Origin of the sequence: Paucibacter sp. Y2R2-4, assembly GCF_025717535.1 — a bacterium.
GTDB lineage: Bacteria > Pseudomonadota > Gammaproteobacteria > Burkholderiales > Burkholderiaceae_C > Paucibacter_A.
Window position 1 is genome coordinate 44,867 of record NZ_JAJIRO010000003.1, and the last position, 25,250, is coordinate 70,116.

At 62.7% G+C, this 25,250-nt stretch carries 22 protein-coding genes; 6 read left to right on the forward strand and 16 right to left on the reverse strand.

Annotation, left to right across the window (positions count from 1 at the left end; genetic code table 11):
- Positions 1-52 precede the first annotated feature (52 nt).
- Positions 53-1,453 (forward strand): FAD-binding oxidoreductase, encoded by a 1,401-nt coding sequence (locus tag LNV06_RS11375; protein ID WP_263538401.1) that lies wholly within the window; start codon positions 53-55, stop codon positions 1,451-1,453.
- A 141-nt stretch (positions 1,454-1,594) separates the two neighbouring features.
- On the opposite strand, the gene LNV06_RS11380 is transcribed toward LNV06_RS11375, so the two are convergent.
- From LNV06_RS11380 to LNV06_RS11400, 5 genes are all read right to left on the reverse strand, one after another.
- The gene (locus LNV06_RS11380; protein WP_263539127.1) at positions 1,595-3,103 is read right to left on the reverse strand and encodes a SpoVR family protein; all 1,509 of its coding nucleotides are present in this window, start codon (positions 3,101-3,103) and stop codon (positions 1,595-1,597) included.
- Between the two features lie 86 nt (positions 3,104-3,189).
- Positions 3,190-4,473 carry a YeaH/YhbH family protein gene (locus LNV06_RS11385; RefSeq protein WP_263538402.1) on the reverse strand — a complete coding sequence of 428 codons (1,284 nt, stop codon included), beginning with the start codon at positions 4,471-4,473 and terminating at the stop codon, positions 3,190-3,192.
- 122 nt (positions 4,474-4,595) lie between these two features.
- On the reverse strand, positions 4,596-6,518 hold the full coding sequence (locus LNV06_RS11390; RefSeq protein ID WP_263538403.1) for a PrkA family serine protein kinase: 1,923 nt from the start codon (positions 6,516-6,518) through the stop codon (positions 4,596-4,598).
- 415 nt (positions 6,519-6,933) lie between these two features.
- Positions 6,934-7,845 (reverse strand): ParB/RepB/Spo0J family partition protein, encoded by a 912-nt coding sequence (locus tag LNV06_RS11395; protein ID WP_263538404.1) that lies wholly within the window; start codon positions 7,843-7,845, stop codon positions 6,934-6,936.
- Positions 7,846-7,870: 25 nt separating this feature from the next.
- Entirely contained in the window at positions 7,871-8,410 is a 540-nt protein-coding gene (locus tag LNV06_RS11400) for an RBBP9/YdeN family alpha/beta hydrolase (RefSeq protein WP_263538405.1), read from the reverse strand.
- Between the two features lie 51 nt (positions 8,411-8,461).
- Between LNV06_RS11400 and argC the strand changes: the two genes are divergently transcribed.
- Both argC and LNV06_RS11410 read left to right on the forward strand, forming a co-directional pair.
- On the forward strand, positions 8,462-9,403 hold the full coding sequence (argC, locus tag LNV06_RS11405) for an N-acetyl-gamma-glutamyl-phosphate reductase (protein ID WP_263538406.1): 942 nt from the start codon (positions 8,462-8,464) through the stop codon (positions 9,401-9,403).
- Positions 9,404-9,430: 27 nt separating this feature from the next.
- Positions 9,431-9,874, forward strand: coding sequence for a GNAT family N-acetyltransferase (locus LNV06_RS11410; RefSeq protein WP_263538407.1), 444 nt, complete (start codon positions 9,431-9,433; stop codon positions 9,872-9,874).
- An 11-nt stretch (positions 9,875-9,885) separates the two neighbouring features.
- Here LNV06_RS11410 and LNV06_RS11415 read toward each other — a convergent pair whose 3' ends face one another.
- From LNV06_RS11415 to mnmG, 4 genes are all read right to left on the reverse strand, one after another.
- Positions 9,886-10,677, reverse strand: a complete 792-nt coding sequence (locus LNV06_RS11415) for a GNAT family N-acetyltransferase (RefSeq protein ID WP_263538408.1) — start codon at positions 10,675-10,677, stop codon at positions 9,886-9,888.
- A complete protein-coding gene (locus tag LNV06_RS11420) occupies positions 10,674-11,444 on the reverse strand; it encodes a ParA family protein (protein WP_263538409.1) in 771 nt (256 codons plus the stop codon). The genes LNV06_RS11415 and LNV06_RS11420 overlap by 4 nt, the downstream gene beginning before the upstream one ends.
- Before the next feature lie 64 nt (positions 11,445-11,508).
- Complete coding sequence (gene rsmG / locus LNV06_RS11425; RefSeq protein WP_263538410.1) at positions 11,509-12,174, reverse strand: 16S rRNA (guanine(527)-N(7))-methyltransferase RsmG; 666 nt, start codon at positions 12,172-12,174, stop codon at positions 11,509-11,511.
- A gap of 42 nt (positions 12,175-12,216) precedes the next feature.
- Positions 12,217-14,211, reverse strand: a complete 1,995-nt coding sequence (mnmG, locus tag LNV06_RS11430) for a tRNA uridine-5-carboxymethylaminomethyl(34) synthesis enzyme MnmG (protein WP_263538411.1) — start codon at positions 14,209-14,211, stop codon at positions 12,217-12,219.
- 127 nt (positions 14,212-14,338) lie between these two features.
- Here mnmG and LNV06_RS11435 point away from each other — a divergent pair, with 127 nt between their 5' ends.
- Both LNV06_RS11435 and LNV06_RS11440 read left to right on the forward strand, forming a co-directional pair.
- Entirely contained in the window at positions 14,339-14,635 is a 297-nt protein-coding gene (locus LNV06_RS11435; RefSeq protein WP_263538412.1) for a YkgJ family cysteine cluster protein, read from the forward strand.
- Between the two features lie 95 nt (positions 14,636-14,730).
- Positions 14,731-15,774 (forward strand): Bug family tripartite tricarboxylate transporter substrate binding protein, encoded by a 1,044-nt coding sequence (locus LNV06_RS11440; RefSeq protein ID WP_263538413.1) that lies wholly within the window; start codon positions 14,731-14,733, stop codon positions 15,772-15,774.
- Here LNV06_RS11440 and LNV06_RS11445 read toward each other — a convergent pair.
- The 4 genes from LNV06_RS11445 to LNV06_RS11460 form a co-directional block, all read right to left on the reverse strand.
- Complete coding sequence (locus LNV06_RS11445; RefSeq protein WP_263538414.1) at positions 15,761-16,006, reverse strand: DUF2061 domain-containing protein; 246 nt, start codon at positions 16,004-16,006, stop codon at positions 15,761-15,763. The two genes, LNV06_RS11440 and LNV06_RS11445, sit on opposite strands and share 14 nt — an antisense overlap.
- Positions 16,007-16,114: 108 nt before the next feature.
- The gene (locus LNV06_RS11450; RefSeq protein ID WP_263538415.1) at positions 16,115-18,244 is read right to left on the reverse strand and encodes a peptidase domain-containing ABC transporter; all 2,130 of its coding nucleotides are present in this window, start codon (positions 18,242-18,244) and stop codon (positions 16,115-16,117) included.
- On the reverse strand, positions 18,237-19,493 hold the full coding sequence (locus tag LNV06_RS11455) for an HlyD family secretion protein (RefSeq protein ID WP_263538416.1): 1,257 nt from the start codon (positions 19,491-19,493) through the stop codon (positions 18,237-18,239). The genes LNV06_RS11450 and LNV06_RS11455 overlap by 8 nt, the downstream gene beginning before the upstream one ends.
- A 357-nt stretch (positions 19,494-19,850) precedes the next feature.
- A complete protein-coding gene (locus LNV06_RS11460; protein WP_263538417.1) occupies positions 19,851-20,582 on the reverse strand; it encodes a helix-turn-helix transcriptional regulator in 732 nt (243 codons plus the stop codon).
- A 237-nt stretch (positions 20,583-20,819) separates the two neighbouring features.
- On the opposite strand from LNV06_RS11460, the gene LNV06_RS11465 reads away from it, so the two are divergent.
- Positions 20,820-21,107, forward strand: coding sequence for a DUF4902 domain-containing protein (locus tag LNV06_RS11465; RefSeq protein WP_263538418.1), 288 nt, complete (start codon positions 20,820-20,822; stop codon positions 21,105-21,107).
- Between the two features lie 23 nt (positions 21,108-21,130).
- On the opposite strand, the gene LNV06_RS11470 is transcribed toward LNV06_RS11465, so the two are convergent.
- The 3 genes from LNV06_RS11470 to LNV06_RS11480 all read right to left on the reverse strand — a co-directional run bounded on the left by LNV06_RS11470 (position 21,131) and on the right by LNV06_RS11480 (position 25,249).
- Positions 21,131-22,945, reverse strand: a complete 1,815-nt coding sequence (locus tag LNV06_RS11470; protein ID WP_263538419.1) for a sensor histidine kinase — start codon at positions 22,943-22,945, stop codon at positions 21,131-21,133.
- A 310-nt stretch (positions 22,946-23,255) separates the two neighbouring features.
- Positions 23,256-24,443, reverse strand: a complete 1,188-nt coding sequence (locus LNV06_RS11475) for an ABC transporter permease (RefSeq protein ID WP_263538420.1) — start codon at positions 24,441-24,443, stop codon at positions 23,256-23,258.
- Positions 24,440-25,249, reverse strand: a complete 810-nt coding sequence (locus LNV06_RS11480) for an ABC transporter ATP-binding protein (RefSeq protein WP_263538421.1) — start codon at positions 25,247-25,249, stop codon at positions 24,440-24,442. Before LNV06_RS11480 ends, LNV06_RS11475 begins: the two co-directional genes overlap by 4 nt.
- Position 25,250 lies beyond the last annotated feature (1 nt).

Genomic DNA, 25,250 nt, shown 5'->3' on the forward strand with positions numbered 1-25,250 from the left:
CTGAACTTGAAGGTTCTGATATGAAGCCTCTTGATTCGACCGGAGCCTTGTTATGTTGAACCCGACCCTGCCCTCCGAGGCCTTGCCCCAGGACTTTTTGACGGCGCTGCAAGAGCGCTTGGGCGAACGTTTGACGATGGCGCTGGCGCATCGCCAGCAACATGGCCGGGACGAGTCGCCCTTTGATGTGGCGCCGCCAGCTGCGGTGGTGTTTGCCGAGTCGGCCGAGGACGTCGCTTTCGTGCTGGCGCAGGCCCACGCGCACCAGGTGCCGGTGATTCCTTATGGCGCGGGTACTTCTTTGGAGGGCCATCTTTTGGCGGTGCAAGGAGGCATCAGCCTGGACCTGTCGCGCATGAAGCAAATCCTGGCGGTTCATGCGCAGGACTTGACGGTGACGGTGCAGGCCGGTGTGACGCGTCATCAGCTGAATGCGGAGTTGCGACACGCGGGCCTGTTTTTTCCCATCGACCCCGGTGCAGACGCCACGCTCGGCGGCATGGCGGCCACCCGAGCGAGCGGGACCAATGCAGTGCGCTACGGCACCATGCGCGAAAACGTTTTGGGCCTGAAACTGCTGAGCGCACAAGGGCAAGAGGTCCGCACCGGTAGCCGTGCGCGCAAAAGCAGTGCGGGCTATGACTTGACGCGGCTCTTCGTCGGCAGCGAGGGCACGCTGGGCGTGATCACCGAGCTGACCTTGCGCGTCTATCCGCTGCCTGAGGCCTTGTCGGCGGCGATCTGCTTCTTCCCCAGCATCGATGCGGCGGTACAGACCGCCATGCTGATCATTCAGCTGGGTGTGCCAATCGCGCGTTGTGAGTTGTTGGACGCGCATGCGATTCGTGCGGTCAATGCGCATGACAAGTTAGGCCTGCGCGAAGCGCCCATGCTCTTGATGGAGTTTCATGGCAGCCCGGCCTCGGTGGAAGAGCAGGCGCGGACGGTGCAGGAGCTGGCGCGAGAGCAGGGCGGCGAGGATTTTGAATGGGCCACCACACCCGAGGCGCGCAGCCGGCTTTGGGCTGCGCGGCACCATGCCTATCTGTCGGCCTTGCAGACCAAGCCGGGCTGCCGCTGTGTCACCACCGACACCTGCGTGCCGATATCGCATCTGGCCGAGATCATCAATGAATCGGTCCGCGAAGCCCAGGTCTCCGGCCTGGACCATTTCATCGTCGGCCATGTCGGCGATGGTAATTTCCATATGGGCTATTTGATCGACCCGGCCTTGCCTGCCGAGCGCGAGACGGCGGAGCGGCTCAGCCAGCAAATGGTGGCCCGTGCCCTGCGCTTGGGCGGCACTTGCACTGGCGAGCATGGCATCGGCCTGCACAAGCAAGATTTCTTGTTGGAGGAGTTGGGGGAGGCGGCGGTGGCCATGATGCGCAGCCTCAAGCAGGCGCTGGACCCGCAAAACATCATGAACCCCGGCAAGATCTTCAGGCTTTAAAGCCAGGCTTTTGGCTTAGCGACGCGAGTTCAAGAGCAAGCACAGAGGCGCGTAGGCGGAGGGCGGACCCGAGGTCCTGCAACACCCTGGGCCTGCGCGCCTCCGTGGTTGCAAACCGCAAATTTCAACTTCAGAGGCTTATCAGTGCGCCGGTGCGGGTACGGTCCAACGCTGTGTCACTTCACCGCGCTCATTGGCGCTTTCGATTTCAACGCCAAAACCCCACAAACGCGCCACATGCTTGATCACCTCTTGGGCGCTGTCGTGCAGAGGACGGCCTAGATGCTGGGTGTGGCGCAGCGTCAGCGAGCGGTCGCCGCGCAGATTGACGTTCCAGACTTGGATATTGGGCTCACGGGTGCTCAGATCGTATTGGCGCGACAGCGCCTCGCGCACATGCTGGTAGCCGCTCTCATCATGGATGGCGGAGATCTCGTACTCGGCTTGTTTTTCGTCGTCGACGATGGAGAAGAGCCGGAACTCGCGCATCAAATGCGGGCTCAGGTACTGGCCGATAAAGCTCTCGTCCTTGAAGTTGCGCATCGCATGGTCGATGGTGGGCAGCCAGTCACCACCGGCCAGGTCGGGGAACCAGCGACGGTCTTCCTCGGTGGGCTTTTCGCAGATGCGCTTGATGTCGGTATACATCGCAAACCCCAGCGCATAGGGGTTGAGATTGGCCATGGGCTGCTGCGCCACCACATTGGTGTGCGACTTCAGCCATTCAATCATCATGCCGTCGCTCAAATAGCCGTCGTCATACATCTGGTTCAGCAGGCGGTGGTGCCAGAACGTGGCCCAGCCTTCGTTCATCACCTGGGTCTGGCGCTGCGGGTAGAAGTACTGGGCGATCTTGCGCACGATGCGCACGATTTCTCTTTGCCAGGGCTCCAAAAGCGGCGCGTTCTTTTCGATGAAGTAGAGGATGTTTTCCTGCGGCTCATCGGGGAAGCGGCGCGCGGAGGCGGCTTCGGCCGCGGCATCGGCCCGCTTGGGCAGGGTGCGCCAGAGTTCATTGATCTGCAGCTGTGCATGGGCCTCACGGTCGGCCTGGCGGCTGCGCTCCTGGCTCAGCGAGAGCTTGGCCGGGCGGCGGTAGCGGTCAACGCCGTAGCTCATCAAGGCGTGGCAGGAGTCCAGCGTTTTTTCGACCTCGGACATGCCGTGGCGCTGCTCGCAATCGGCCACAAAGTTCTTGGCGTAGACCAGATAGTCAATGATGCTGGAGGCATCGGTCCACATGCGGAACAGGTAGTTGCCTTTGAAGAAGCTGTTGTGCCCATAGCAGGCATGGGCGATCACCAAGGCCTGCATGGCCATGGTGTTTTCTTCCATCAGATAGGCGATGCAGGGGTCGGAGTTGATGACGATTTCATAGGCCAAGCCCATCTGCCCGCGCTTGTAATTGCGCTCGGTGGCGATGAACTCCTTGCCGTAGCTCCAGTGCCGGTAATTGACTGGCATGCCGACCGAGGCGTAGGCATCCATCATCTGCTCGGCGGTGATGATCTCCAGTTGGTTGGGGTAGGTGTCCAGGCCAAAGCGCTCGGCGGTGGCGCGGATCACGTCGTGGTACTCATCAATCAGCTCAAAGGTCCAGTCGCTGGGCGAGGCCAGTGGTTGGCTTGGGCGTGCTTTCAAGGGCAGCATTTCGCGCAGCGGCGGCTTGCAGCGCCGCCCGCCGTACTCATCGGTGAGGGGGGCGATGCCGATCTGGCGGCGGTTTTCAATCTGGCTCATGCCCGCGCTCCTTCCTTCTTGAACAGTTCACGGAAGACCGGGTAAATCTGCGAAACCTCGGTGGCCTTGCGCATCGCAAAGTGCCCAACCTCTTCGCTGAGCTTGCTGTATTCCTCCCACAGGTTTTGTTCGGCGTCGGCCACCTGCACATAGGCGAAGTAGCGGCACAGCGGCAGGATCTGCTGGGCCAGCAGTTCGCGGCAACGGCCGCTGTCGTGGTGCCAGTTGTCGCCATCGCTGGCCTGGGCGCCGTAGATATTCCATTCATTGCGCGGGTAGCGGGCGCGGATGATTTCTTCCATCAAGACCAGCGCGCTCGACACCACCGTGCCGCCGGTTTCGGTGGCATGGAAGAAGTTCTGCTCGTCGACTTCTTGCGCCTGGGTGTGGTGGCGGATGAAGACCACCTCGATCTTGTCGTAATGCCGGGTCAGGAAGAGGTAGAGCAGGATGAAGAAGCGCTTGGCCAGGTCCTTGCGGCTTTCGTCCATCGAGCCCGATACATCCATCAGGCAAAACATGACGGCGCGACTGCTCGGCACCGGCACGCGCACTCGGTTGCGAAAACGCAGATCGATCGGGTCCAGAAAGGGAATGGCGGCGATGCGCCCGCGCAAAAAGGCGATGCGCTCCTCGGTCTCGACGCGCATGCGCTGGACCTCGGGGTCAGCCGGGTTCTCATGCTTGAGCAGTAACTCCAGGCGTTCTTCCAACTCATGCAATTCGCGGCGCTTGCTGGTGCCCAGCGCAATACGTCGACCCAGGGCACCGCGCATCGAGCGCACCACATGCAGATTGGTGGGGGTGCCGTCGGAGACGAAGCCGGCTCGGTGGCTCTTCCATTCCGGGGTTTCGGCCAACTGGGTGCGCTCCAAATTGGGCAGGGCCAGATCCTCGAAGAAGACCTGCATGAACTCTTCGCGGCTGAGGTGGAAGACAAAGTCGTCTTCGCCTTCGCCGGAGTCGCTGGCTTGCCCGCCCCCTTGACCTTGGCCACCCCCTTTGGGCTTGGCAACCCGGTCGCCCTTCACATGCTCGGTATTGCCGGGCCGCACCACTTCGCGCACACCCCCTTCACCATGGCCGAAGACCGGCTCGCTGAGGTCTTTCTTCGGGATGTGCACATCCTCGCCGCGCTCCATATCGCGGATGCCGCGTCCATCCACCGCCCGGCGTACCGCTTCGCGCACCTGTTCCTTGTGGCGTTGCAGAAATCGCTCGCGGTTGCCAATGGACTTGTTCTTGCCCGAGAGCCTGCGATCGATGATTTGTTGAAGCATGGAAAAAATGCCTTCCCCCGCTCAGCGGTGTGTCAGCAAAGCCTTCACCAGCCCAGTGCCGGCTTAGATGCGGCGCCTGGTCACCCTGGGTGCTTCAGGCGCACCCAGGGGCCAGGCTGGCTTCAAGAACTCTTTCTGACGCGCAAATACCATTCGCACAAGAGTCGAACCTGCTTGGCCGTGTAGCCCTTGCCGACCATGCGATTGACGAAGTCCTCATGCTTCTTGGCCTCGTCGGTGCTGGCCTTGGCGTTGAAGCTGATGACCGGCAGCAACTCCTCGGTGTTGGAGAACATCTTCTTCTCGATCACCGTGCGCAGCTTTTCGTAGCTGGTCCAGGCCGGGTTTTTGCCAGCGTTATTGGCGCGGGCGCGCAGCACGAAGTTGACGATCTCGTTGCGGAAGTCTTTCGGGTTGCTGATGCCGGCGGGCTTTTCGATCTTCTCCAACTCACCGTTCAGGGCCGAGCGGTCAAAGACCTCGCCGGTGTCGGTGTCGCGGTACTCCTGGTCCTGGATCCAGTAGTCGGCATAAGTGACATAACGGTCAAAGATGTTCTGGCCGTACTCGCTATAGCTTTCCAGATAAGCGGTTTGGATCTCTTTGCCGATGAACTCGGCATAGCGTGGCGCCAGCAGCTCCTTGATGAAGCCCACATACTTTTGCTCGGTGTCGGTGGGGAATTGCTCGCGTTCGATCTGCTGCTCCAGCACATACATCAGGTGCACTGGATTGGCCGCCACTTCGGAGGAGTCGAAGTTGAAGACCTTGGACAAGATCTTGTAAGCGAAGCGGGTCGAGATGCCGCTCATGCCTTCGTCCACCCCCGCGTAGTCGCGGTACTCCTGGAAGCTCTTGGCCTTGGGGTCGGTGTCCTTCAGGCTCTCGCCGTCGTAGACCTGCATCTTGGAGTACAGCGAGGAGTTCTCCGGCTCTTTCAGCCGAGTCAGTACCGCGAACTGGCTCATGATCTTGAGTGTGCCGGGGGCGCACTTGGCCTCGGCCAGGGATGAGCTGCGGATCAGTTTCTCGTAGATCTTCACCTCTTCGCTAACGCGCAGGCAGTACGGCACCTTGACGATGTAGATGCGGTCCAGGAAGGCTTCGTTGTTCTTGTTGTTGCGGAAGGTCTTCCACTCGCTCTCGTTCGAGTGCGCGAGCACGATGCCGTCGAAGGGAATCGCGCCAAAGCCTTCGGTGCCTTTGTAATTGCCTTCTTGCGTTGCGGTCAGCAGTGGGTGCAGCACCTTGATGGGCGCTTTGAACATTTCCACAAACTCCAGCAGACCTTGGTTGGCCAGGCACAGACCGCCGGAGTAGCTGTAGGCATCGGGGTCGTCCTGCGCAAAGGTCTCGAGCTTGCGGATGTCGACCTTGCCGACCAGAGAGCTGATGTCCTGGTTGTTTTCGTCGCCCGGCTCGGTCTTGGCCACACCCACCTGCTTGAGCACACTGGGGTAGCGCTTCACCACCTTGAAGCGGCGGATGTCGCCGCCAAACTCATCCAGGCGTTTGACCGCCCAGGGGCTGAGGATGCGGTTCAGGTAGCGGCGCGGAATGCCGTATTCCTTCTCCAGCAGCGGGCCGTCTTCGGCGGGGTCGAACAAGCCCAGCGGCGACTCATTCACCGGCGAGCCGGCCAAGGCATAGAAGGGCACTTGCTCCATCAACTGCTTGAGGCGTTCGGCGATCGAACTCTTGCCGCCGCCCACAGGCCCGAGCAGATAAAGGATCTGCTTCTTTTCCTCCAAGCCCTGGGCGGCATGGCGGAAATAGCTAACGACTTGTTCAATCGCCTCTTCAAGCCCGTAGAACTCGGCGAAGGCGGGGTAGATCTTGATGGTTTTGTTGGCGAACAGACGCGACAGGCGCACATCGTTGCGCGTATCGATCATCTCGGGTTCGCCAATCGCCTGCAGCATTCGCTCGGCGGCGCTTGCGTAGGCAATGGGGTTGTTTTTGCATTCCGCGAGATAGTCTTCAAGAGACATCTCTTCGACGCGGGTGCGTTCATAGCGCTTGGTGAAACTGCTGATCACGTCCATGCTCTGGCCTCCGGTTGGGCCCAGGCGACACACAGACACACAGGGTGGCTATGTGCCGGCTGGGAAGTTCTGATGGCGTCCCGTGCGGGCCACATCGGGCGCGCGAGGGCTGGGGCGTCATCAGAGCTTTCCGAGAGCGGCTCTGTCAGTCCTTGCTCAGAGCTTGAACTCTTGGGCTTCCATTGAACGAATGAAAAGGCCAGAGTTCAGCTTGGTACAAAACTGCTTGCTGAGCAATTCTGGATGCGATGCTACGCCGATTGCTTGTGGCCTGCTTAGGCCTTGCGAGAACTGCTGCAAAGGCTGTCGCGAAAACAAGGCAATTTTTCGGCAGCGCGGTCGGCGTGGCCGCAGTCGGTGTAGATTAGAAAGTTGGCCAAGCAAACTAGCGCTTGGCCTTGCGACGGATGCCGACTTATTGCGGGCCGCGCAGACGGTCGATCAGACCGTTCAGCTCATCGAGCGATCCAAATTGAATCGACAACTCGCCTTGTTCGCCGCGCTTGGTGCGCTTCTTGACTCGCACCTCGACGACGGCGGTCAACAGATCAGATAACTCTTCTTCTAAGCGCAAGAGATCGCGGCTCTTGTCGCCTTTGACGCGCAGCAGCGGCGTCTGCCGGCCTGCGCCTTGGCGTGACACCAGCTTCTCGGCCTCGCGCACGCTGAGCTTCTTGGCGGCGATCTCGGTGGCGCAGGTGATCTGATGGGCGCCGTCCAAAGGCAGCAGCGCACGCGCGTGGCCCATGTCGATATCGCCGGCCATCAGCATGTTTTGCACCGGTTCCACCAATTGCAGCAGGCGCAGCAGATTGCTGGCGGCGCTGCGCGAGCGGCCCACCGCTTGCGCGGCCTGCTCATGGGTCAGGTGGAACTCGTTCACCAGGCGCTGCAGGCCTTGCGCTTCTTCCAGCGGATTCAGGTCTTCACGTTGGATGTTTTCGATCAGGGCCATGGCGGCCGCGGCCTCGTCGGGGACGGCCTTGACCAGCACCGGCACCTCGCGCAAACCGGCCAGCTTGGCGGCCCGGAAGCGGCGTTCACCGGCGATGATCTCGTAGCGCACTTCGCTGAGGTCTGAAGGCGGCTTGATGGGTCGCACCAGGATGGGCTGCATGATGCCCTGGCCCTTGATGCTCTCGGCCAGCTCATAGAGCGAGCCTTCGTCCATGCGGGTGCGTGGCTGGTACTTGCCGGCTTGCATCTGTTCCAGGCGCAAGGCGCTAGGGCTGCCTTCGCGGGCGGCGGCCGCTTCGGAATCGCTGACTTTGGGGCCGAGCAGTGCTTCAAGGCCGAGGCCGAGGCCTTTGGGTTTTTTTGTGACCATGGGTGCGATTGTCTCTTACCGTTGTCTAGGCCCGTAATTCGGCCAGCCAGGCCTGAGCCTCTGGCCAGTCGCCCAGCTTTGATTCGCTGTTCAGGTGTCCTCGTGGCCCGGCCTCGACCAATCGGCAACCCCAGTCGGCGGCCATGGCACTGCCGCGCTCGGGTGCGCAAAAGGGGTCATCGCTGCTGATCACCGCGATGCTGGGGAAGGGCAGGCGCCTGCGCCGAATGGGTCGCCAGTTATGCAGCTGCGGCGGCATGTCCGCGCGCTCGGTGTCGGGCGGCGCCACCAGCAGCGCGCCGGCCACCCGTGCGGTATGGCGCGAATGCTCGGCCCAGCTGGCCACCAATTGGCAGCCCAGCGAGTGGGCGACCAGCAAGGCGGAGCGCTCGTCGCCGAGCAAAACTTCATCCAAGCGGGCCATCCAGTCGCCGCGGCGCGGCCAGTCCCAGTCGGCCTGTTCGACGCGCTCAAAACCAAATTGTTGCTCCCACAGGCTCTGCCAATGCGCGGGGTCAGAGTTCAGCCAACCGGGTAAGAGCAGCACTCGGTGTTCTTGATTCATGGGCTTGCCTTATGCTTAGCTGTCTTTGAATTTGATTGTGCTGGAGAGATCATGACTTACGCGGTTTTTGTGGATGGCCAAGAGGGTACGACGGGGCTGCGTATTCACGAATATCTGGCGGCGCGCAGCGATGTGGAAGTACTGCGCATCGACGCCGACAAGCGCAAGGACCCCGCTGAACGTGCGCGTTTGTTGAACGCGGCCGATGTGGCGTTTTTGTGCCTGCCCGATGCGGCTTCACGTGAAGCGGCCGCCATGATCACGAATCCCAATACTTGCTTGATCGACGCCAGCACCGCGCACCGCACCGTGCCGGGTTGGGCCTTTGGCCTGCCCGAGTTGGCCAAGGGCCAGCGCGAGCAACTGCGCGCCGCCAAACGCATCGCCAACCCCGGCTGCCATGCCTCGGCCTTTATTCTGGCCCTGCGCCCACTGGTCGATGCCGGTCTGCTGAGCCCGGACGCTTTGGTTTCGGCCACTTCCATCACCGGCTATTCCGGTGGCGGCAAAAGCATGATTGCCGAGTACGAAGCGGGCGGCAATGCTTTGCTGAACTCACCCCGTCCTTATGCCCTGGGCCTGGCGCATAAGCATCTGCCCGAGATGATGGCGCACACCGGTTTGAAAAACGCGCCGGTCTTCATGCCCATCGTCGGCAGCTTCTACAAAGGCCTGGCGGTGACCGTGCCGCTGCACCTGAGCCAGTTGCGCGCTGGTGCGCGCGCTGAGGATATTCATGCCGCGCTGTCTGCCCATTACGCCGGTGAACGCTTCATCCGCGTGATGCCGCTGCGCGATGCCGACACCTTGGCCTGCGGCTTCTTCGATGTGCAGGGTTGCAATGACACGAACCGGGTCGACCTGTTCGTGTTTGGCTCCGAGACCCAGGTCTTGGTGATGGCTCGCCTGGACAACCTCGGCAAAGGGGCCAGCGGGGCCGCTGTGCAGGCGATGAATGTGCACTTGGGGCTTGATGAGGGTCTGGGCCTTTAATCGCCCTAAGGGCATTGAGAGGCTCAGGTGACTTCGGCTGATCAGTCTTTGATTTGGCGGCGTGATGCCGAAGTGCCGCAGGCCGATTTGGATGCGGTACGCGCGGGCGTCTTGCTGTACGGCCGCCAGCAAGCTCAGGGCAGCGATGCACGCGACATCGCTTGCGCCTTGTATGAAGGCGAGCGCCTCTTGGCGGGCGCCCAGGGCCGCACCGAGTTCGGGCGGCTCTACATCAACTATCTGTGGGTCGAGGCCGAGCATCGCGGCCAGGGCTTGGGCAGCAAATGCCTGCGCCAGTTAGAGGCCCAAGCGCTGCAACGCGGCTGTATTGACGCCTTGATCGAAACCCTGTCGGACGACACGGCGCAGATCGATGAGCATCTGGGCTATGTCTGCATCGCCCATGTGCACGACTATGTGCCGGGCTTCACCCGCCATATCTTGCTGAAGGTCTGGAAGCCGCGCGACTGAAGGCAGGGCGCTCAGTCGACCACCGACTCCGGGCTGCGGTAGTGATAGCGGTAGGCAAAAACAAAGCCGAGGCGCGCATAAACACGCTGGGCCACCGCGTTATCCGAACCCACTTGCAGATAGGCTTGCTTAGCACCTTCGGCTCGAGCCTCTTGCAGCAACTGCCTGCACAGCTGAAATGCATGACCACGACCGCGCTGCTCAGGCGGCGTGAAGATGTCGTACAGACCGACGAGGGTGTCTTCGCGGGCGAACTGCCCGCAAGCCAGGAGGGCGCCTTGCGCATCTCGCAGGGCAAAGCCCCGATAGACCACAGGCGACTTTTTCATGCGCTCGGCGTGGGCGGCGATGGCGGTCGCGGATGAGCCGCGCAGGGCGCCGACCAGGGTGGCATAGGCTTCCGCCTCCAGGCGTTCCAAACGATGTTCTCCAGCGCTGTCCTCAGGGCCCTGGGCGTCGATGCGATTCAGCACCCAGACATCGGCTGAATCAAAAGCCAGCCAGCCTTTGGCGGCCAAGAGCTCGTCAAGATTTGCCGGTTGGCTGTAAGGCGTAACGCGGACGATAAGCGGCAATTTGGCGGCCTTGAAGGCGGCCTCGCTGCGCGCCAGCAGTTCGTCCAAAGGCAGGCTGCCTTGGGCCAGCGCATTGATGCAGCGCGAGCGTTTGGCCTTGCCGGGGGAGAGGCGGATCAGCCAGCCATCCACCGTTCTTTGCTGCGGCGGTGCGCTGGCGTTCAGCCCGGCTTCTTCGGCGCGACGCGCCAGCGCTTCATCGACCAAGCCGGCTTGCTCCTGAATCACATCGTGTTGACGCGGCGCACCATTTCACGTGCGAAGTCCACGAAGGCATGCGCGCCTTTGGATGAGGGATCAAAGACCACGCCGGGCAGGCCGTAGCTGGGCGCTTCGGCCAAGCGCACATTGCGCGGAATGACGGAGTCGAACACCTTGTCGCCGAAGTGGCTCTTCAGTTGATCGCTGACCTGGTTTTGCAAGGTGATGCGGGGGTCGAACATGACCCGCAGCAGGCCGATGATTTGCAGGTCGGGATTCAGGTTGGCATGCACCTGCTTGATGGTGTTGACCAGGTCCGACAAGCCTTCGAGAGCAAAATACTCGCACTGCATGGGCACGACCACGCCGTGAGCGCAGCACAAGCCGTTCAGCGTCAGCATCGACAGCGAGGGCGGACAGTCGATCAGCACAAAGTCGTAATCGTCTTTGGCGGCGGCCAAGGCGGTCTTCAAACGACGTTCGCGGCGCTCCAGGTCGACCAATTCCACCTCAGCCCCGGCCAGTTCGCGGTTGGCGCCCAAGACGTCGTAGCCGGCTTTTTCACTGTGTTGCTTGGCTTCGGCCACGCTGCAGGATTCCAACAGCACGTCATAGACGCTCAGCTCCAACTGGCGCTTGTCGATGCCCGAACCCATGGTGGCATTGCCTTGAGGGTCGAGGTCCACAACCAGCACGCGTTGGCCGACCTTGGCCAAGCCGGCGGCGAGGTTGACGGTGGTGGTGGTCTTGCCGACCCCGCCTTTTTGGTTTGCAACGCAGAAAATCTTGGCCATTTGCTCGGGAATAGGTGAACGTCGACAGCTTAAACGCTGAGGGCTTGGCTGGCGTGATGCCGCCTTAGTTTTTTGGTCGAATCCAGATCAAACAACGCTGGGCATCCAGGTTCGGAACCTCCAGTTGTTCCACGTGAAACACATCCAGGTCGGCCGGCAGGGCGGCGATTTCCTCGGCCGGGTGTTGGCCCTTCATGGCCAACCAGATGGAACCTGATTCAGCCCCCGGCTTCAGGTGCTGGCGGGTGAGGGTGGTGAAGTCCAGCAGCGAAGCAAAGGCGCGCGAGGTGATCAAGTCAAAGGGCGCCGTCTTCAGCGCCTCGACCCGCGAATGCTCGCCATGCAGATTGGGTAGACGCAGCTCCGCCGCCACTTGCTTGATGAAGGTGGCTTTCTTGGCCACGGCGTCCACGCAGGTGACGTCGATCTCGGGGTTGCAGATGGCGATGACCACGCCCGGCAGGCCGCCGCCGCTGCCCACGTCCATCAAGCGCAGCGGCTTGCCCGCCGCGTGTCGACGCAGGGCCGGCAGCAAGCTCAGACTGTCGATCAGGTGATGGGTCAGCATGGCTTGCGGGTCGCGCAGCGAGGTCAGGTTGTAGACCTTGTTCCACTTGGCGATCAAGGCCAGATAGGCCAGCAGGGCTTCTTGCTGCTGAGCACTCAAGTCGAGTTGCAAACGGGCGGCGGCGTCTGCCAGGGGCTGACGCAGAGGGGCGAGATCGGTCATCTTGGGATTCTTCTTTTGGGTGACGCGGTGGCGCTTTGAGATTCAGGCTGCGCTGTCTTGGGTGCTGGTTTGGGCTTGAGTTTGGCCATCGGTGCCAAAACCCTTGAAGCGGTGCTTGCGCAAATGCACCAGCAGCAAAGAGATGGATGCGGGTGTGACGCCAGAAATCCGCGAAGCCTGGCCCAGGGTTTCGGGCTTGTGCTTGCCCAGCTTTTGGCGCGCCTCGAAGGAGAGGGCGCTGACTTGCGAGTAGTCCAGGTCTTCCGGCAAGCGCATATTCTCGTAGTGCGAGGCGCGGGCCACATCTTCGGTCTGCTTGTTGATGTAGCCGGCGTATTTGACGCTGACCTCGACTTGCTCGATCACGGCTTCAGCCAAAGTCTCGCCCAACTCGGCCTTCAGTGTTTCACGTGAAACACCGGCATTGGGCCGAGCGATGCTGGCCACTTCGGCCAGGGTGTCGTAGACCACGCCCGGGCGACGCAGCAGGTCGATGAAGTTGTATTCGCGTTCCAGCGCTTTGCCGACCAGGCGCTCGGCATCGGCTGCCGGCAGGATGCTGGGGTGCACCCAGGTCGACTTCAGCTTCTCTGTTTCACGTGAAACAGCATCGCGTTTGCGGTTGAAGGCTTCCCAGCGGGCGTCGTCCACCAAGCCCAGTTCGCGGCCGGCTTCGGTCAAGCGCATGTCGGCGTTGTCTTCACGCAGCTGCAGGCGAAACTCGGCGCGGCTGGTGAACATGCGGTAGGGCTCGGTCACGCCCTTGGTGATCAGGTCGTCCACCAACACGCCCAGATAGGCTTGGTCACGGCCGGGCAACCAGGGGCCTTGGCCGCGCACTTGCAGGGCGGCATTCAAGCCGGCGAACAGGCCTTGAGCGGCGGCTTCTTCGTAGCCGGTCGTGCCATTGATCTGGCCAGCGAAGAAGAGGCCGGCGATGTCGCGGGTTTCGAAGCTGGACTTCAGGCCACGCGGGTCGAAGTAGTCGTATTCGATGGCGTAGCCGGGCCGCATGATGTGGGCGTTCTCCAGGCCCGGAATCGAGCGCACGGCGGCCAGTTGGATGTCGAAGGGCAGGGAGGTGGAGATGCCGTTGGGGTAGTACTCGTGGGTGGTGAGGCCCTCGGGTTCCAGAAAGATCTGGTGGCTGTCCTTGTCGGCGAAGCGGTTCACCTTGTCTTCGATGCTGGGGCAGTAGCGCGGGCCCACGCCTTCGATCACGCCGGTGAACATCGGGCTGCGGTCAAAGCCGGAGCGGATGATGGCGTGCGTGGCCTCCGAGGTGTGGGTGATCCAGCAAGGCACTTGGCGCGGGTGCTGCGAAGCCTGGCCCATGAAGCTGAAGACCGGCAGCGGGTCCAGGTCACCGTCTTGCTCCACGCATTTGGAAAAGTCGATCGAGCGGCCGTCGATGCGCGGCGGCGTGCCGGTCTTCAGGCGCCCTTGCGGCAGCTTCAGTTCTTTCAGCCGGGCCGAGAGGCTGATGGCCGGCGGATCACCGGCGCGGCCGGCGGCGTAGTTCTGCAGGCCGACGTGGATGCGGCCATCGAGAAAGGTGCCGGCGGTCAGCACTACTGCGCGGGCACGGAACTGCAAGCCCATCTGAGTGACGGCGCCGACCACGCGCTCAGTCGTGCCATCGGACTCCACCAAAAGATCGTCCACCGCCTGCTGGAAGAGCCAGAGATTGGGCTGGTTTTCCAGCCGGTAGCGGATGGCGGCCTTGTACAAAACCCGGTCGGCTTGAGCACGGGTGGCGCGCACGGCGGGGCCCTTGGAGCCATTCAAAATGCGGAACTGAATGCCGGCCTCGTCGGTGGCGGCCGCCATGGCGCCGCCCAGGGCGTCGACTTCCTTGACCAAATGGCCCTTGCCGATGCCGCCGATCGAGGGGTTGCAACTCATCTGCCCCAGGGTCTCGATGTTGTGCGTCAGCAGCAGGGTGGCGCAGCCCATGCGGGCGGCGGCCAGCGCGGCCTCGGTGCCGGCATGTCCACCGCCGACCACGATGACATCAAATTCCTTGGGGTATTGCATGAGCTGATTCGCCTTGAAAACACGGGCCGCAGCGCCTGTGAAAATCCAGCGCGGGCAAACCTTGAATTTTACGCGGGCCTGTGGATAAGTGCGGGCTTTGCTGCCGCTCTCGAAGGACAATTGCGCCATGAAATGCCGTGATCATTGCGCCGCCTGTTGCATCGCCCCCTCCATCAGTTCTCCCATCCCTGGCATGCCGGTGGTGAATGGCATTTCCAAGCCGGCCGGCGTGCGCTGCATTCAGCTCGACGAGCAAGACCGCTGCAAGATTTTTGGCCAGCCCGAGCGCCCGGCAGTCTGCGGCTCGCTGCAGCCCTCGGCCCTGATGTGCGGCGAGAACCGCGAGCAGGCGATGCGCTGGCTGGGTTGGATGGAGCGCGAAACCCAGCCCAGTGGGTCCGCTGGACCCGCTTTGCAGGATTGAGCCTGCAGGTTTACCCGCTTGTGGGCAGCACGTAGCCCCGGCCGGGTGGCGAGGTCTAGACTGCTTGGAAACCAAGCCAGCAGGAGACAGCCACGATGATGCCCACGCCAACGGACCTATTTCAGTCTCTCGACGCAGACCCAGACTCGGCCGAGCGCCGCGACTTTCTCAGGGCCGGCCTCGCAGGCTTGGCAGCGGGTGGCGCTGGCTTGCTGGGCCTGCCCGCCTTCGCCCAAGGCGCGGCCTGGCCCAACCGCAGCATCCGCTTGGTCGTGCCCTTCGCACCCGGTGGCAGCTCCGAGATCGTGGCCCGCGCCACCGCCTATGAGCTGAGCAAGACCTTGGGCCAAACCGTCTATGTCGAGAACAAGCCCGGTGGTGGCGGCAATATCGCCATGGCCGAGGTGGCCCGCGCCGAAGACCAGCACACCTTGGTGCTGGGTCATATCGGCACGCTGGCCGTCAACCCTTACATCTACGACAAGCTGCCCTATGACCCGGTCAAGGACTTCAAGCCCATCACCTTGTTGGCCAAGGTGCCCAGTCTCTATGTGGTGCATCCGGACCTGCCGGTCAAAAACCTGAAGGAGTTTGTCGCCCTGGTGCGCAGCAAACCGGGCCGCTACAACTACGGCTCGGCCGGCAATGGCAGCGCGGGCCACCTGGCCATGGAGTACCTGAAAATGGCCGCCGAGCTTTTCATGGTGCACGTGCCTTACCGGGGCACGGGGCCGCAGCTGACCGACTTGTTGGCCGGGCGGCTCGACGCCGCTTCGGTCGGCGCCCCCGCCATTCTTCAGTTCATCAAGGCCGGCAAATTGCGCTGTCTGGCCACTGGTTCGAAAAACCGTTTGCCGCAGTTGCCCGATGTGCCCACCGTGGCGGAGCAGGGCTTCCCGGGCTTTGAGATGACGCAGTGGTACGGGCTGATGGCGCCGGCCAATCTGGCGCCGGCGCATGCCGACAAGCTCGCGGCCGAGGCCGCCAAGGCCATTCAAAGCAAGAGCTCGGCCGAGCGACTCAGCACCGATGCGGCCGAGGCCGTGGGCAACACGCCGGCGCAGTTCGCGGCCTTTATTGCTCAGGAGCAGCAGCGCTGGAAGCCGGTGTTGGCGCGCGCCAAGGTCAAGCCTGATTGAGCATTGCTGAAGGGACTTGCTCCGCAGCCCGGCTGCGGCCTCGCAGCTGGGCCCAGACGGCCTGCAACTTGGGGTGCGCCCAGTATTTATCGAAGAAGTGATGCATCACCGTGTTGACCAGCGGCTCCACAAAAGTCACCGCGCCGGCGATGGCCACATTGCCGGTCAAGGCATAGGTCACCCCGAAAGAGGTGCAGAGATGAAGAATGCCGAAGCTGGCGGTCTTGGCCATGAGCGTGTTCCTGTGATGAGCTGCTCATGCTACGCAGACCCGCGCTGCGGGTCTATTTGAGACTTTTGATCACGGCGATAGCGAAGCGCCGCCGCTGTTCAAACGGGCTCAGTCCTGCACCCGCCCTTGTTCCAGCCGAATCACCCGCTGCGCCGAGGCAATGGTCTCTGGCCTGTGGGCGATTTGTATCCGTGTGATCTTTAAGTTATTGAGTGAGGCGTTGACCTCGCGTTCGCGCTCCACATCCAGGGCGCTGGTGGCCTCGTCCAAGAACAAAAACTGCGGCCGCTTGTAGAGCGCGCGGGCCAACAGCACCCGTTGCCGCTGGCCGCCCGAGAGGCTGTTGCCCATATCGCCAATCAGGCTTTGAAAGCCCATGGGCATGGTCTCGATGTCCTCTTGCACGCAGGCCAGGCGGGCGCACTCGCGCACCCAGGCTGGGTCGGCGTCGGGGTCAAAGAAGCTGATGTTGTCGGCAATGCTGCCGGCGAAGAGCTGGTCGTCTTGCATCACCGTGCCAATGCGCTGCCGCCAGGCCTCCAGGCCCAGCGTTTGCAGCGGCTCTTGGCCCAGCAGAATCTGGCCGCTTTGCGCGGGGTGTATGCCCAGCATCAGCTTCAAAAGCGTGGTTTTGCCGCAGCCCGAGCTGCCGACGATGGCGACCGACTCACCCGGTTCGATGCGCAAGGAGCAGCCTTGGAGGACCTCGGGCTCGCCGTCGGCATAGCGGAAGCTCAAGTCCTTCAGCACCAGGGCAGCGGGCGCTGCAGAGGCCTTGGGATTGGGCTGTGGACGAGCCGCAGCGGCGTCTTGTTCTGGCGCGCTCAGCACAATGTCCGCCAGCCGCTGCGCCTGCAGGCCCAGCATGCTCAGCTCCACGGTCTTGTCGATCAGGCCGGCCAGGCGCAGGGTGAACTGCTCTTTGTAGGCCAAGAAGGCGAACAGCATGCCGACCGAAAGCTGCCGGTCCAGCACCAGCAAGGCGCCCAACCAAATGATGGCCACGCGCTCGATGCCGAAGAGCAGCTTGTGGCCCACATCCATCCACAAGTCCAAGCGCCGCACCGCCACGCCGGCGTTCATTTGCTCCACCACCCGATTGGCAAAGCTGGCGCTGCGCTCGGCCTCGGCATTGAAGAGCTTGATGGCTTGAGCGCCGCGCAGCGATTCCAGGAAATGGCTGTTCTGCTTGGCCTCATGCACCAAGGCTTCTTCCGAGGCCTCGCGCAGCGGCCTGAAGAAGGCCCAGCGCAGCAGGCCATAGCCAGCCACCGCCAGCAGCGCCACCGCGCTCAAACTCGGGCTGTAGACCGCCATCATGGCCAGGGTGATCAGCACCATCAGGCCATCCAACACCGCTTCGGCGAAGCGGGTGGAGAGGGTGCGTTGGATCTGCTGCACGCTGCCAAAGCGCGACCAGATATCGCCCAGATGGCGCTTTTCAAACCAAGCCAGGGGCAGGCGCAGCAAATGGCCGAAAACCTGGGTCAGCCACTGCACATTCAAATTGGCTGAGAGATACAGCACCGCCCAGGAGCGCAAAGCGCCCACCGCCACTTGCAAGCCGACCAAGAGCCCAAAGCCCAGGCCCAGTGTGACCAGCAGGTCGCGGTCGGCGCTGACCAAGACGCCATCCACCACCCATTGCAGGAAAAAGGGCGAAAGCAGGGCCAGCGTCTCCAGAGCCAGCGCCAGGCCCAAGATCTCCAGCAGCGAGCGTTTCAGGCCGATGATGGGGCCGAACAACTGCCGCCAGCGCAGGCGTGGGGCAGGGGGCTGCGGGTTGAAATTCGCCGCCGGGCGCAGCTCCATCGCTACGCCGGTGAAATGCGCTGATAGCTCTTTCAGCTTCATGCGCCGGGCGCCATGGGCCGGGTCGTGAATCAAGGCCTGTTCGCCCCGCACCTCGACCAGCACCACAAAATGATTGAAGTCCCAGTGCAAGATGGCCGGCCATTGCAACTGCGCCAAATGTTCGGGCTCGGCCCGCAAGGCCCGGCTGCTCAGGCCCAAATCGGACGCCATGCGCACCAAGTCCGCCATGGTGGCGCCCTTGAGCGAGAGCGAAAAGCGCGCCCGCAGCTGGGCGAGATCCAGATGCAGCCGGTGGCGATGCGCCACCATCGCCAAGCAGGCCAGGCCGCATTCGGCCGCCTCGGTCTGCAATAGCAGCGGCGTGCGCGAACGCGGGCCTCGCCAGCCCAGATGCAAGCGTTGAAACAAGCTCAGTTCAGACACGATGGGCCAGGCTCAAGAGCGGCTCAAAAATCCACTCGATCAGCCGGCGCCGCTCCAGCAGCACATCGGCCTCCAACTGCATGCCGGCCGACAGCGGCTGGGCTTCGCCATAGGCTTGGACCGTTTGGGCGTCGAGGCCGACGGTGACACGATACAGCGGTTCGCTCTGCTGGCTCTGGCTGAGCGCGGCCGGCAGGTGCAAGGTGGCCAGCTCGGCCGGCAGCAAAGGTGTGCGCGAGACCTGCAGCACCCGGCCGTATTGCAGGCCGAATTTTTGGTAGGGAAAGGCCTGGTAGCGCAGATGCACCGACTGCTGGGGGCGCAAGAAGCCCACCGCGCTAGAGGGCGCATAGAGCTGCGCCTGCATCTCGGTGCGAGCCGGCAAAAGGCTGGCCAGGGCGGCACCGCTGGCCACGCTTTGGCCGGGTTCGGCCAGCAAGGTGGCCACGATGCCATCGCTGGGCGCGCGCAGCACCAGGCGGCGGCGGTTCTCGGTTTCCAGGCCGAGGCGGCCCAGCTCGGCCCGGTCACGGGCAATCTCGCCCTGCAGCACCTCGGCTCGCAGCGGCAATTGGCGCGCCTCGCTTTGCGTGGCCTGCAAGTCGCGCTGCAGCGACTCGCGCTGCCGCTCCAGCGCTTGGCCCTGGGCCTTCAAGGCCAAGAGATCTTCGCGTTTGCTTTGCAGCTGTGCGGCAGAGATGAAGTTGTCTCGGCTGAGTTGCTCCTGGCGCGCCAAAGTCTCGCTCGCCAGCGCCAGTCTTTCGGCCTGCAGGCTGCTTTCCGCCTTCAGCAACTGCAGCTCTCGCTCCAGCCCCAGCCTGCGCTGATTCAGCGCTTGCTGCTGAGTGTGCGCTAACTGGCGCTCTTGTTCGGCGGTGTTTTGCAGGCTGTCTTGGCTGGCCGTCAGATTGCGGGCGATGCCCTCATTGCTCTGGCTGGTGCTGTCCAGGCTCAGCACAAACAAGACATCGCCGGCCTTCACCGACTGGCCTTCGCTGACCTCGCGCTGCAAGACGGTGGCCGGCTGCACGCTGCTGTTTTGAATGCGCAGCACCCCGCGATCGGGCACGAGGCTGCCGCTGATGCGGGCCTTGCGGGTGGTCTCTGCCAGCGTCAAAAAGGCGCCAACGCCGATGACGGCCGTGATGGCCAGGGCACTCAGCAGTCGGAGTGACAAAGGGCGCAGCAATTGAATGCTGCCCAGCCAAGCTTGTTGCTGGCCAAGGAGGGCTTGAGAACGAAAAAGCATGGGGCCGGTCTGAGGCCGTGTCAGCCTCTAGCCTCCCCATGCAAAAGCGATGACAGCGAATACAACTGAATTACCAAGATCCCTTTGGCGAGGGCTCGGTTGAAATCGGAGCACTAGCCGCACCCCAGGTACCTTTAGGAGATCCGCCTCCACTGACCAACTTGAGCAAGCTGGCGTCTAACTCAACTGGACCTGCGTGGTTAGGTTTCTGTTGATCGTTCAGTGTCGATTGATGGTTCTGCATGGCTGATTCCGAGGGTTGGCGTGCGGTGAGGTGCACAAAGGCATTTCAGCAAGCCAGACCCAAACAGGTAACTGTCAACTCTTACAGTGTGCAGAAAAACAGCAGGCAGAACTCTAGCGTATCAAGCCCAAGCGCAAGGCCTTCAGAACCGCTTGATGCTTGTTGTTACATCCCAGCTTACGCATGCCGTTGCTGATGTGAAGAACAGCGGTTCGCTCAGTGATGCTCATGATGGTGCCGACTTCCCAGGCCGTCTTGCCATCCATGGTCCAACGCAATGCTTCCAACTCTCGGGGGGTTAGGTGGGGGCGTTCGAGTTGTTGTTCGGGGGGTAGCAAAACGCGCAAGGCCGTATCCATCGCGTGCACTGCGAACAACTGCATGTCTGCCACCATGCGAGTGAGCTGCACTGGATCGCTTGGCAGATCATCACTTCGATCCATACCTAGCAGGAAGTGGCGACCTTCTGGCAGGTGTAAAGCAAGGCAAATCCCCGTTCGGTATCCGTATCGAGCCTGGACTTCCCACAGTTCTCCGGCCCCTTGGTCCACATAGGTCTTTTGATTCCATACGATGGGCACGCTTTGCTTTTTGCAGTGCTGCATGACGGGATCACGCATACCCAGCGCCGGATCATTCCAAGCTTCAGAGAATCCTGGGGGGCAGTTATCCACGCTGATGAACTCAGACCGGCCCAGGGCGTGGTCTACCACGGTCATGGCATTGAAGGTCTCGAATTCCATAGCCTTGGTGAAGCGTTCAACCTCTTGGAAAAACGCATCCCGGCTACGGGCTTCAAGCACCGACTGGTATCCCCCCTGCAGCATCACTCCGCTTTCGTCCAAAGGCTGTCGCGTCCAGGCTAGGACGAGCGACTCCACCGTTGCATCCCTGACAAGGTTTACAGCTAGCAAGCCGAGCCGCTCGTCTGCACACTGAGTGAACTTTAGACGAACGGCCGAAGACTGCTGCTTCCACCCCCTCAACCACTATTTTTAGATATGACCCCAGCCTGGATTGTGTACGCTTGGCCTAGAGTTTTGTGCGAGGCGCAACGTGCGCCGAATCTGCAGTTCGCGCATTTGAGTACGCAAGTGTTGGTGGCAGGCGACGGCCGGCGGCCTTCCCTGGGGCAAACCCTGTGGCAAGGGGCCGAGGGTCAGGCCGTGGCCGGTGTAGCCTGGGATTGGATCAGCCTGCCGCCCGGCGTGGTGGCCATGGTCGATCCCATGGCCTTGATCACCAATTTGCAGTTCCTCAATGCCGATGGCGAGGTGCTGGCTCCGATGGAGTCGGTGCTGCAATTGAATGAAATCGTCCACGCTTTGCCTTGGCAGCATGAGGTGCAGCGCGCCCTCGGCCTGCATTGAATGGCAAGCGGCTAGCTATGCGCTCATAGCCACAGGCCAAAGCTGCTGCCCTGGCCGAGCGTGCTCTTGATCTCTAGCCGTCCGCCCATCAGTTCGAGCAGCTCTTTGACGATGCTGACGCCCAGGCCGGTGCCCGGGATATGGCCCGAGGTGTCGGCGCGGAAGAAGCGTTCGCCCATGCGCGCCAGATGTTCGGCCGACAGTCCGATGCCCTGATCGCGAATCTCGATGCCATAACGGCTGCGGCCCTCGTCCGGCCCGCTCGATGCCGCCGCCAAGAGCCGGATGCTCACCGGCTCACCGCCGGGCGAGTACTTGTAAGCATTGGAGAGGGTGTTGAGCAGAATCTGTTGCATCTTCTGCCGGTCCACCGAGACCGGCATCGGTCCGGGCGCCGGCCCCACTTCGGGCGCTGCACGGCCCTGCGGCGGTTTGTAGTCGCTCAGCACATGGTGGAGCAACTCGCCCAGATCCAGCAGCTCAAAGTGCAGGTCCGCTGCGCCGCGCGCCTCGATGCGGGCCAGGTCCAACAACTCGTTCAAGATGTTGATCATCAGCTTGCTCTGCCGATGAATGCGGTTCAGCAAATCCAGGCGTTTGGCCTCGCTGAACTCGCGGTTCAGCAGCAGCTCGACGAAGCCGAAGATGCTGGCCATGGGCGTGCGCAACTCATGCGCGGCCAGTGAGAGGAACTCGGACTTCATCCGGTCAAGTTCATGCTGACGGGTCTCGTCCCGCACATAGAGCACCAGGCTGACCGCCGAGGCCGTCGGCTGGCGCCCGCTGATGGCCAGCACGCGAGGCCGGTCGCCGCGCAGGGTCAGGCTTTGCCCCTCCGGCCCAAAGCTGGCGGCCAGGCCCGAGAACTCATGGGCGTCGAGGGCGCGTTCGCGCAGCTTGGCGTCCAGACCCAGATCGTCCAGGCCCAGCACCTCGTCTTCGCGCAGATCGGTCAGGCGCAGAAAAGCCTGGTTGCTGAACTCGATCTTGCCGGCTCGGTTGAAGGTCAGCAGCCCATCGGGGCTGTTGGCAAAGATGGCGCCGAGCTGGTCGTTTTGAGCCGCCAGCTGGCGCACTTGGGCCAGATGGGTGTCGACGCTGTCGTGCAGCAAGATCATGTGTTGCTGCAGCAGCACCGAGGTGTCGTTCAAGGCCCGGCGCAGTTCCAGAAACTCTTGCGGGCCGCTCAGCTCCAGCTTGGCGTGGCCCAAGTCGTCGGCCAACTCGGTGGCAAAGCGGCGCGCTTCGTCCAGGCTGGCCATGGGGCGGCGCAAAAAGCTCCGCAGCAGCCAGTGGCACAAAAGCACCGCGATCACGGCCACGAAGAAGGTGTTGAGCCAGATGCTGTGGCCCAGTTGCCGCAGCGCTGTCAGGTCAAACTCAATGCAGATCCAGGCCAACAGCCGTTCGCCCGCCAGCACCGGTTGCCAGGCGATCAGCCGCGAGCCATCGGGCGAGGTCGCCATTTGCGGCAACAAGGCGCTGGGCATGTTCTCTTGCGGCTTGAGCACCACCTGGGCGGCTTGCCCGGCTTCGTGCTGCACCTCGCTGAGGCTCTGGCCTTGAGGACCAAAGATGCCGATGCGACGCACCGGTTCGATGTCCGCAAAGGACAAAGCCAGCGCCTGCAGTGCCTCCGGGTTGCTGGTGATGATCAGATTGGTGCTGGCTTCGCTGAGGCCACGGGCCAGCATGCGAGCCTCGCTTTCGACCGCTTGGCGGGCGCGTGACTGTTGCTGCTGCGCGCTGAAGGCACTCAGCACACCGAGGGCTAGCAAGAGCAGCAGGCCGAAGATCAGGCTGAGCTGATGCTTGAAGGTGCGCGGCCACAGGCGCATGGGGTCGGCTCAGTCCTGCCCGCAGGCCGCTGGGATGGATGCCGCACTGCCAGCGAGGCAGTCATCGGTCGATGCGGGCCTGGGCTCATCTGTCTCGTCCGGCGCAAAGCTCAATTCGCCATGCCACATGCGGGTCTCCCGAGGGGCGCCGGAGCTTGTTTTCAAAAACGCGACCAACTCCGGCTTGAGTGCGATCGATCATAGCGATCGCCTCGCAAGCCTTGCAATAAAGTTGGGCGGCATTTCCGTGCATTCGCCGCACGGCAAGGCCCGGCCCGCCAGACTGTTCAGGCCAGCCGGGTCTTGCGTTTCAGCGAGACACAGCGCCGCGCATCGAGCGCGCCACAAACAAGAGACAGCCGGCGGTCAGCCCCAAGCCCACCAGCACGCTGGGCAGCACTTGCATCAAGCCAAGTGGCTCACCTTTCAAGACCAGCATCATCAAAGTGTTCTGGGCCAGACCTGGCATCCACAAATACCAAGGTGCGTCGCCGCCAGGGTTGAGCATGCTGACCATGGGCGCCATGCCCACCAAGGTGATCACCAGGGCGCTGCCGGCTTGGGCCTCTTTGAAAGTCTTGGAGCGAATCGCAAACGCCATCAAGAGCGCGCCCAAGCCCGCCGCCAGCGGCAGCTGCAGCAACAAGAAGGCCACGACCTCTCGCCCGCCGAACTGGAACATGGCTTGCAAGCTGTCGCTCCTGAGCAGCCACTGCGCCGGGATGAAGCTCAGGCAAGACAGCACCGCCACCAACATGCCCAGCAAGGCCACCGCGCCCCATTTGCCCAGCACCAGGGCCAGGTGTTGCACCGGGTTCATCAGCAAGGGCTCCAGCGAGCCGCGCTCGCGTTCACCGGCGGTGCTGTCTAGTGCCGCCGTGAGCGCGCCGTAAAGCACGGCCATGATGATGAACATCGGGATGATGCTGGTGATGCGGGTGGCGCGGGCCTGGGCGCTGGCCAAGTCGCGCTCTTCCACCTGCACCGGCTGCAGCAGCTCGGTCGATACGCCGCGCAAGGCCAGATTCAGCGAGGCCCGTTCGCGGTTGAAGCCGTTCATCAATCGGTTCAAGCTGCCGACGCCGCTGTTGGCGCGCTGGTTGGCGCTGTCGCTGACCAGCTCCACGGTGGGCTGCTGGCCGGCTCGCAGCTTGGGCTCGAAGTCTTTGTCCAAGACCAGCACCGGTTCCAGCAGCTTGTTGTCGCGCAAGCGCTTTTCGTAGTCTGCCGGCGCTGTCTTGATGGTGTAGGTCTGGCGCTGCAGATAGTTCTGCAGCGTTGGCGCATGCTCGATGCCGGCCACCATGATCTCGCGCTTGTCGGCGCGCTCTTCCAGCGAGCTGATCAGGCCCGACAAGGCCAAGAGCAGCAGCGGCCCCATCAGCACCGCCGGCACCGTCAAGCGCAGCAGGGTGCGGCGGTCGCGCAAGGCGTCGACCACTTCCTTGCTCAGCACAGTCCAAAAATGCCGCAGCATCGTCGTGTTTGCTTGGCTCATGCGGCCACCTCCAGGCTCTTGTTCTGTGCAGCCGTCTGCGGCCCGAAGGCCAGCTTGACGAAGGCATCTTCGAATTTGTGTTCACCGGCCAGGGCCAGCAACTCCTCTACCGTGCCCTCGGCCACGCTGCGGCCATGCGCCACGATCACCACGTGTTCGCAGAGCTGCTCCACCTCTTGCATGATGTGGGTCGAGAAGACGATGCATTTGGCCCCGCCGGCGGGCGAGCGCAGATGCCGCAAGGCCTCGCGCAGCGAGCGGGTGGCCAGCACGTCCAGGCCGTTGGTGGGCTCGTCCAGCACGATGTTCGCCGGGTCATGCACCAGAGCGCGGGCCAGCGCGGTCTTCATCCGCTCGCCCTGGCTGAAGCCTTCGGCGCGGCGGTCGAGGATGGCCTGCATGTCCAGCAAACGCGCCAACTCCTCGGCGCGGGCGCTGGCGGCGTCGGCCTCCATGCCTTGCAGCTTGCCGAAGTAGATGATGTTTTCGCGTGCCGACAAACGTGGGTACAGGCCATGGGCATCACCGAGGATGCCCATGCGTGCCAGCGCCTGGCGCGGCTGCTCGGCCACGGCGATGCCGTCCACGCTGATGCGGCCGCTGTCGGGCGGGAACAGGCCCGCCAACATGCGCAGCGTGGTGGTCTTGCCGGCGCCGTTGGGGCCGAGCAGGCCGGTGATGCGGCCGCTGGGCGCCTGCACCGTCACGTTTTGCACGGCGTGCACGATTTGCTTGCTCGGCCGCTTCAGCAGCGAGCCGCCGCTGCGCGAGACAAAGTGTTTGCTGACGTTTTCAATCTGAATCATG

Bases quoted from the DNA above. Each gene is read 5' to 3' on its own strand.
- LNV06_RS11375 (WP_263538401.1), top strand. From the start codon at position 53: ATGTTGAACCCGACCCTGCCCTCCGAGGCCTTGCCCCAGGACTTTTTG.
- LNV06_RS11380 (WP_263539127.1), bottom strand. From the start codon at position 3,103: ATGCTGCCCTTGAAAGCACGCCCAAGCCAACCACTGGCCTCGCCCAGC.
- LNV06_RS11385 (WP_263538402.1), bottom strand. From the start codon at position 4,473: ATGCTTCAACAAATCATCGATCGCAGGCTCTCGGGCAAGAACAAGTCC.
- LNV06_RS11390 (WP_263538403.1), bottom strand. From the start codon at position 6,518: ATGGACGTGATCAGCAGTTTCACCAAGCGCTATGAACGCACCCGCGTC.
- LNV06_RS11395 (WP_263538404.1), bottom strand. From the start codon at position 7,845: ATGGTCACAAAAAAACCCAAAGGCCTCGGCCTCGGCCTTGAAGCACTG.
- LNV06_RS11400 (WP_263538405.1), bottom strand. From the start codon at position 8,410: ATGAATCAAGAACACCGAGTGCTGCTCTTACCCGGTTGGCTGAACTCT.
- argC (WP_263538406.1), top strand. From the start codon at position 8,462: ATGACTTACGCGGTTTTTGTGGATGGCCAAGAGGGTACGACGGGGCTG.
- LNV06_RS11420 (WP_263538409.1), bottom strand. From the start codon at position 11,444: ATGGCCAAGATTTTCTGCGTTGCAAACCAAAAAGGCGGGGTCGGCAAG.
- rsmG (WP_263538410.1), bottom strand. From the start codon at position 12,174: ATGACCGATCTCGCCCCTCTGCGTCAGCCCCTGGCAGACGCCGCCGCC.
- mnmG (WP_263538411.1), bottom strand. From the start codon at position 14,211: ATGCAATACCCCAAGGAATTTGATGTCATCGTGGTCGGCGGTGGACAT.
- LNV06_RS11435 (WP_263538412.1), top strand. From the start codon at position 14,339: ATGAAATGCCGTGATCATTGCGCCGCCTGTTGCATCGCCCCCTCCATC.
- LNV06_RS11440 (WP_263538413.1), top strand. From the start codon at position 14,731: ATGATGCCCACGCCAACGGACCTATTTCAGTCTCTCGACGCAGACCCA.
- LNV06_RS11445 (WP_263538414.1), bottom strand. From the start codon at position 16,006: ATGGCCAAGACCGCCAGCTTCGGCATTCTTCATCTCTGCACCTCTTTC.
- LNV06_RS11455 (WP_263538416.1), bottom strand. From the start codon at position 19,493: ATGCTTTTTCGTTCTCAAGCCCTCCTTGGCCAGCAACAAGCTTGGCTG.
- LNV06_RS11470 (WP_263538419.1), bottom strand. From the start codon at position 22,945: ATGCGCCTGTGGCCGCGCACCTTCAAGCATCAGCTCAGCCTGATCTTC.
- LNV06_RS11475 (WP_263538420.1), bottom strand. From the start codon at position 24,443: ATGAGCCAAGCAAACACGACGATGCTGCGGCATTTTTGGACTGTGCTG.
- LNV06_RS11480 (WP_263538421.1), bottom strand. From the start codon at position 25,249: ATGATTCAGATTGAAAACGTCAGCAAACACTTTGTCTCGCGCAGCGGC.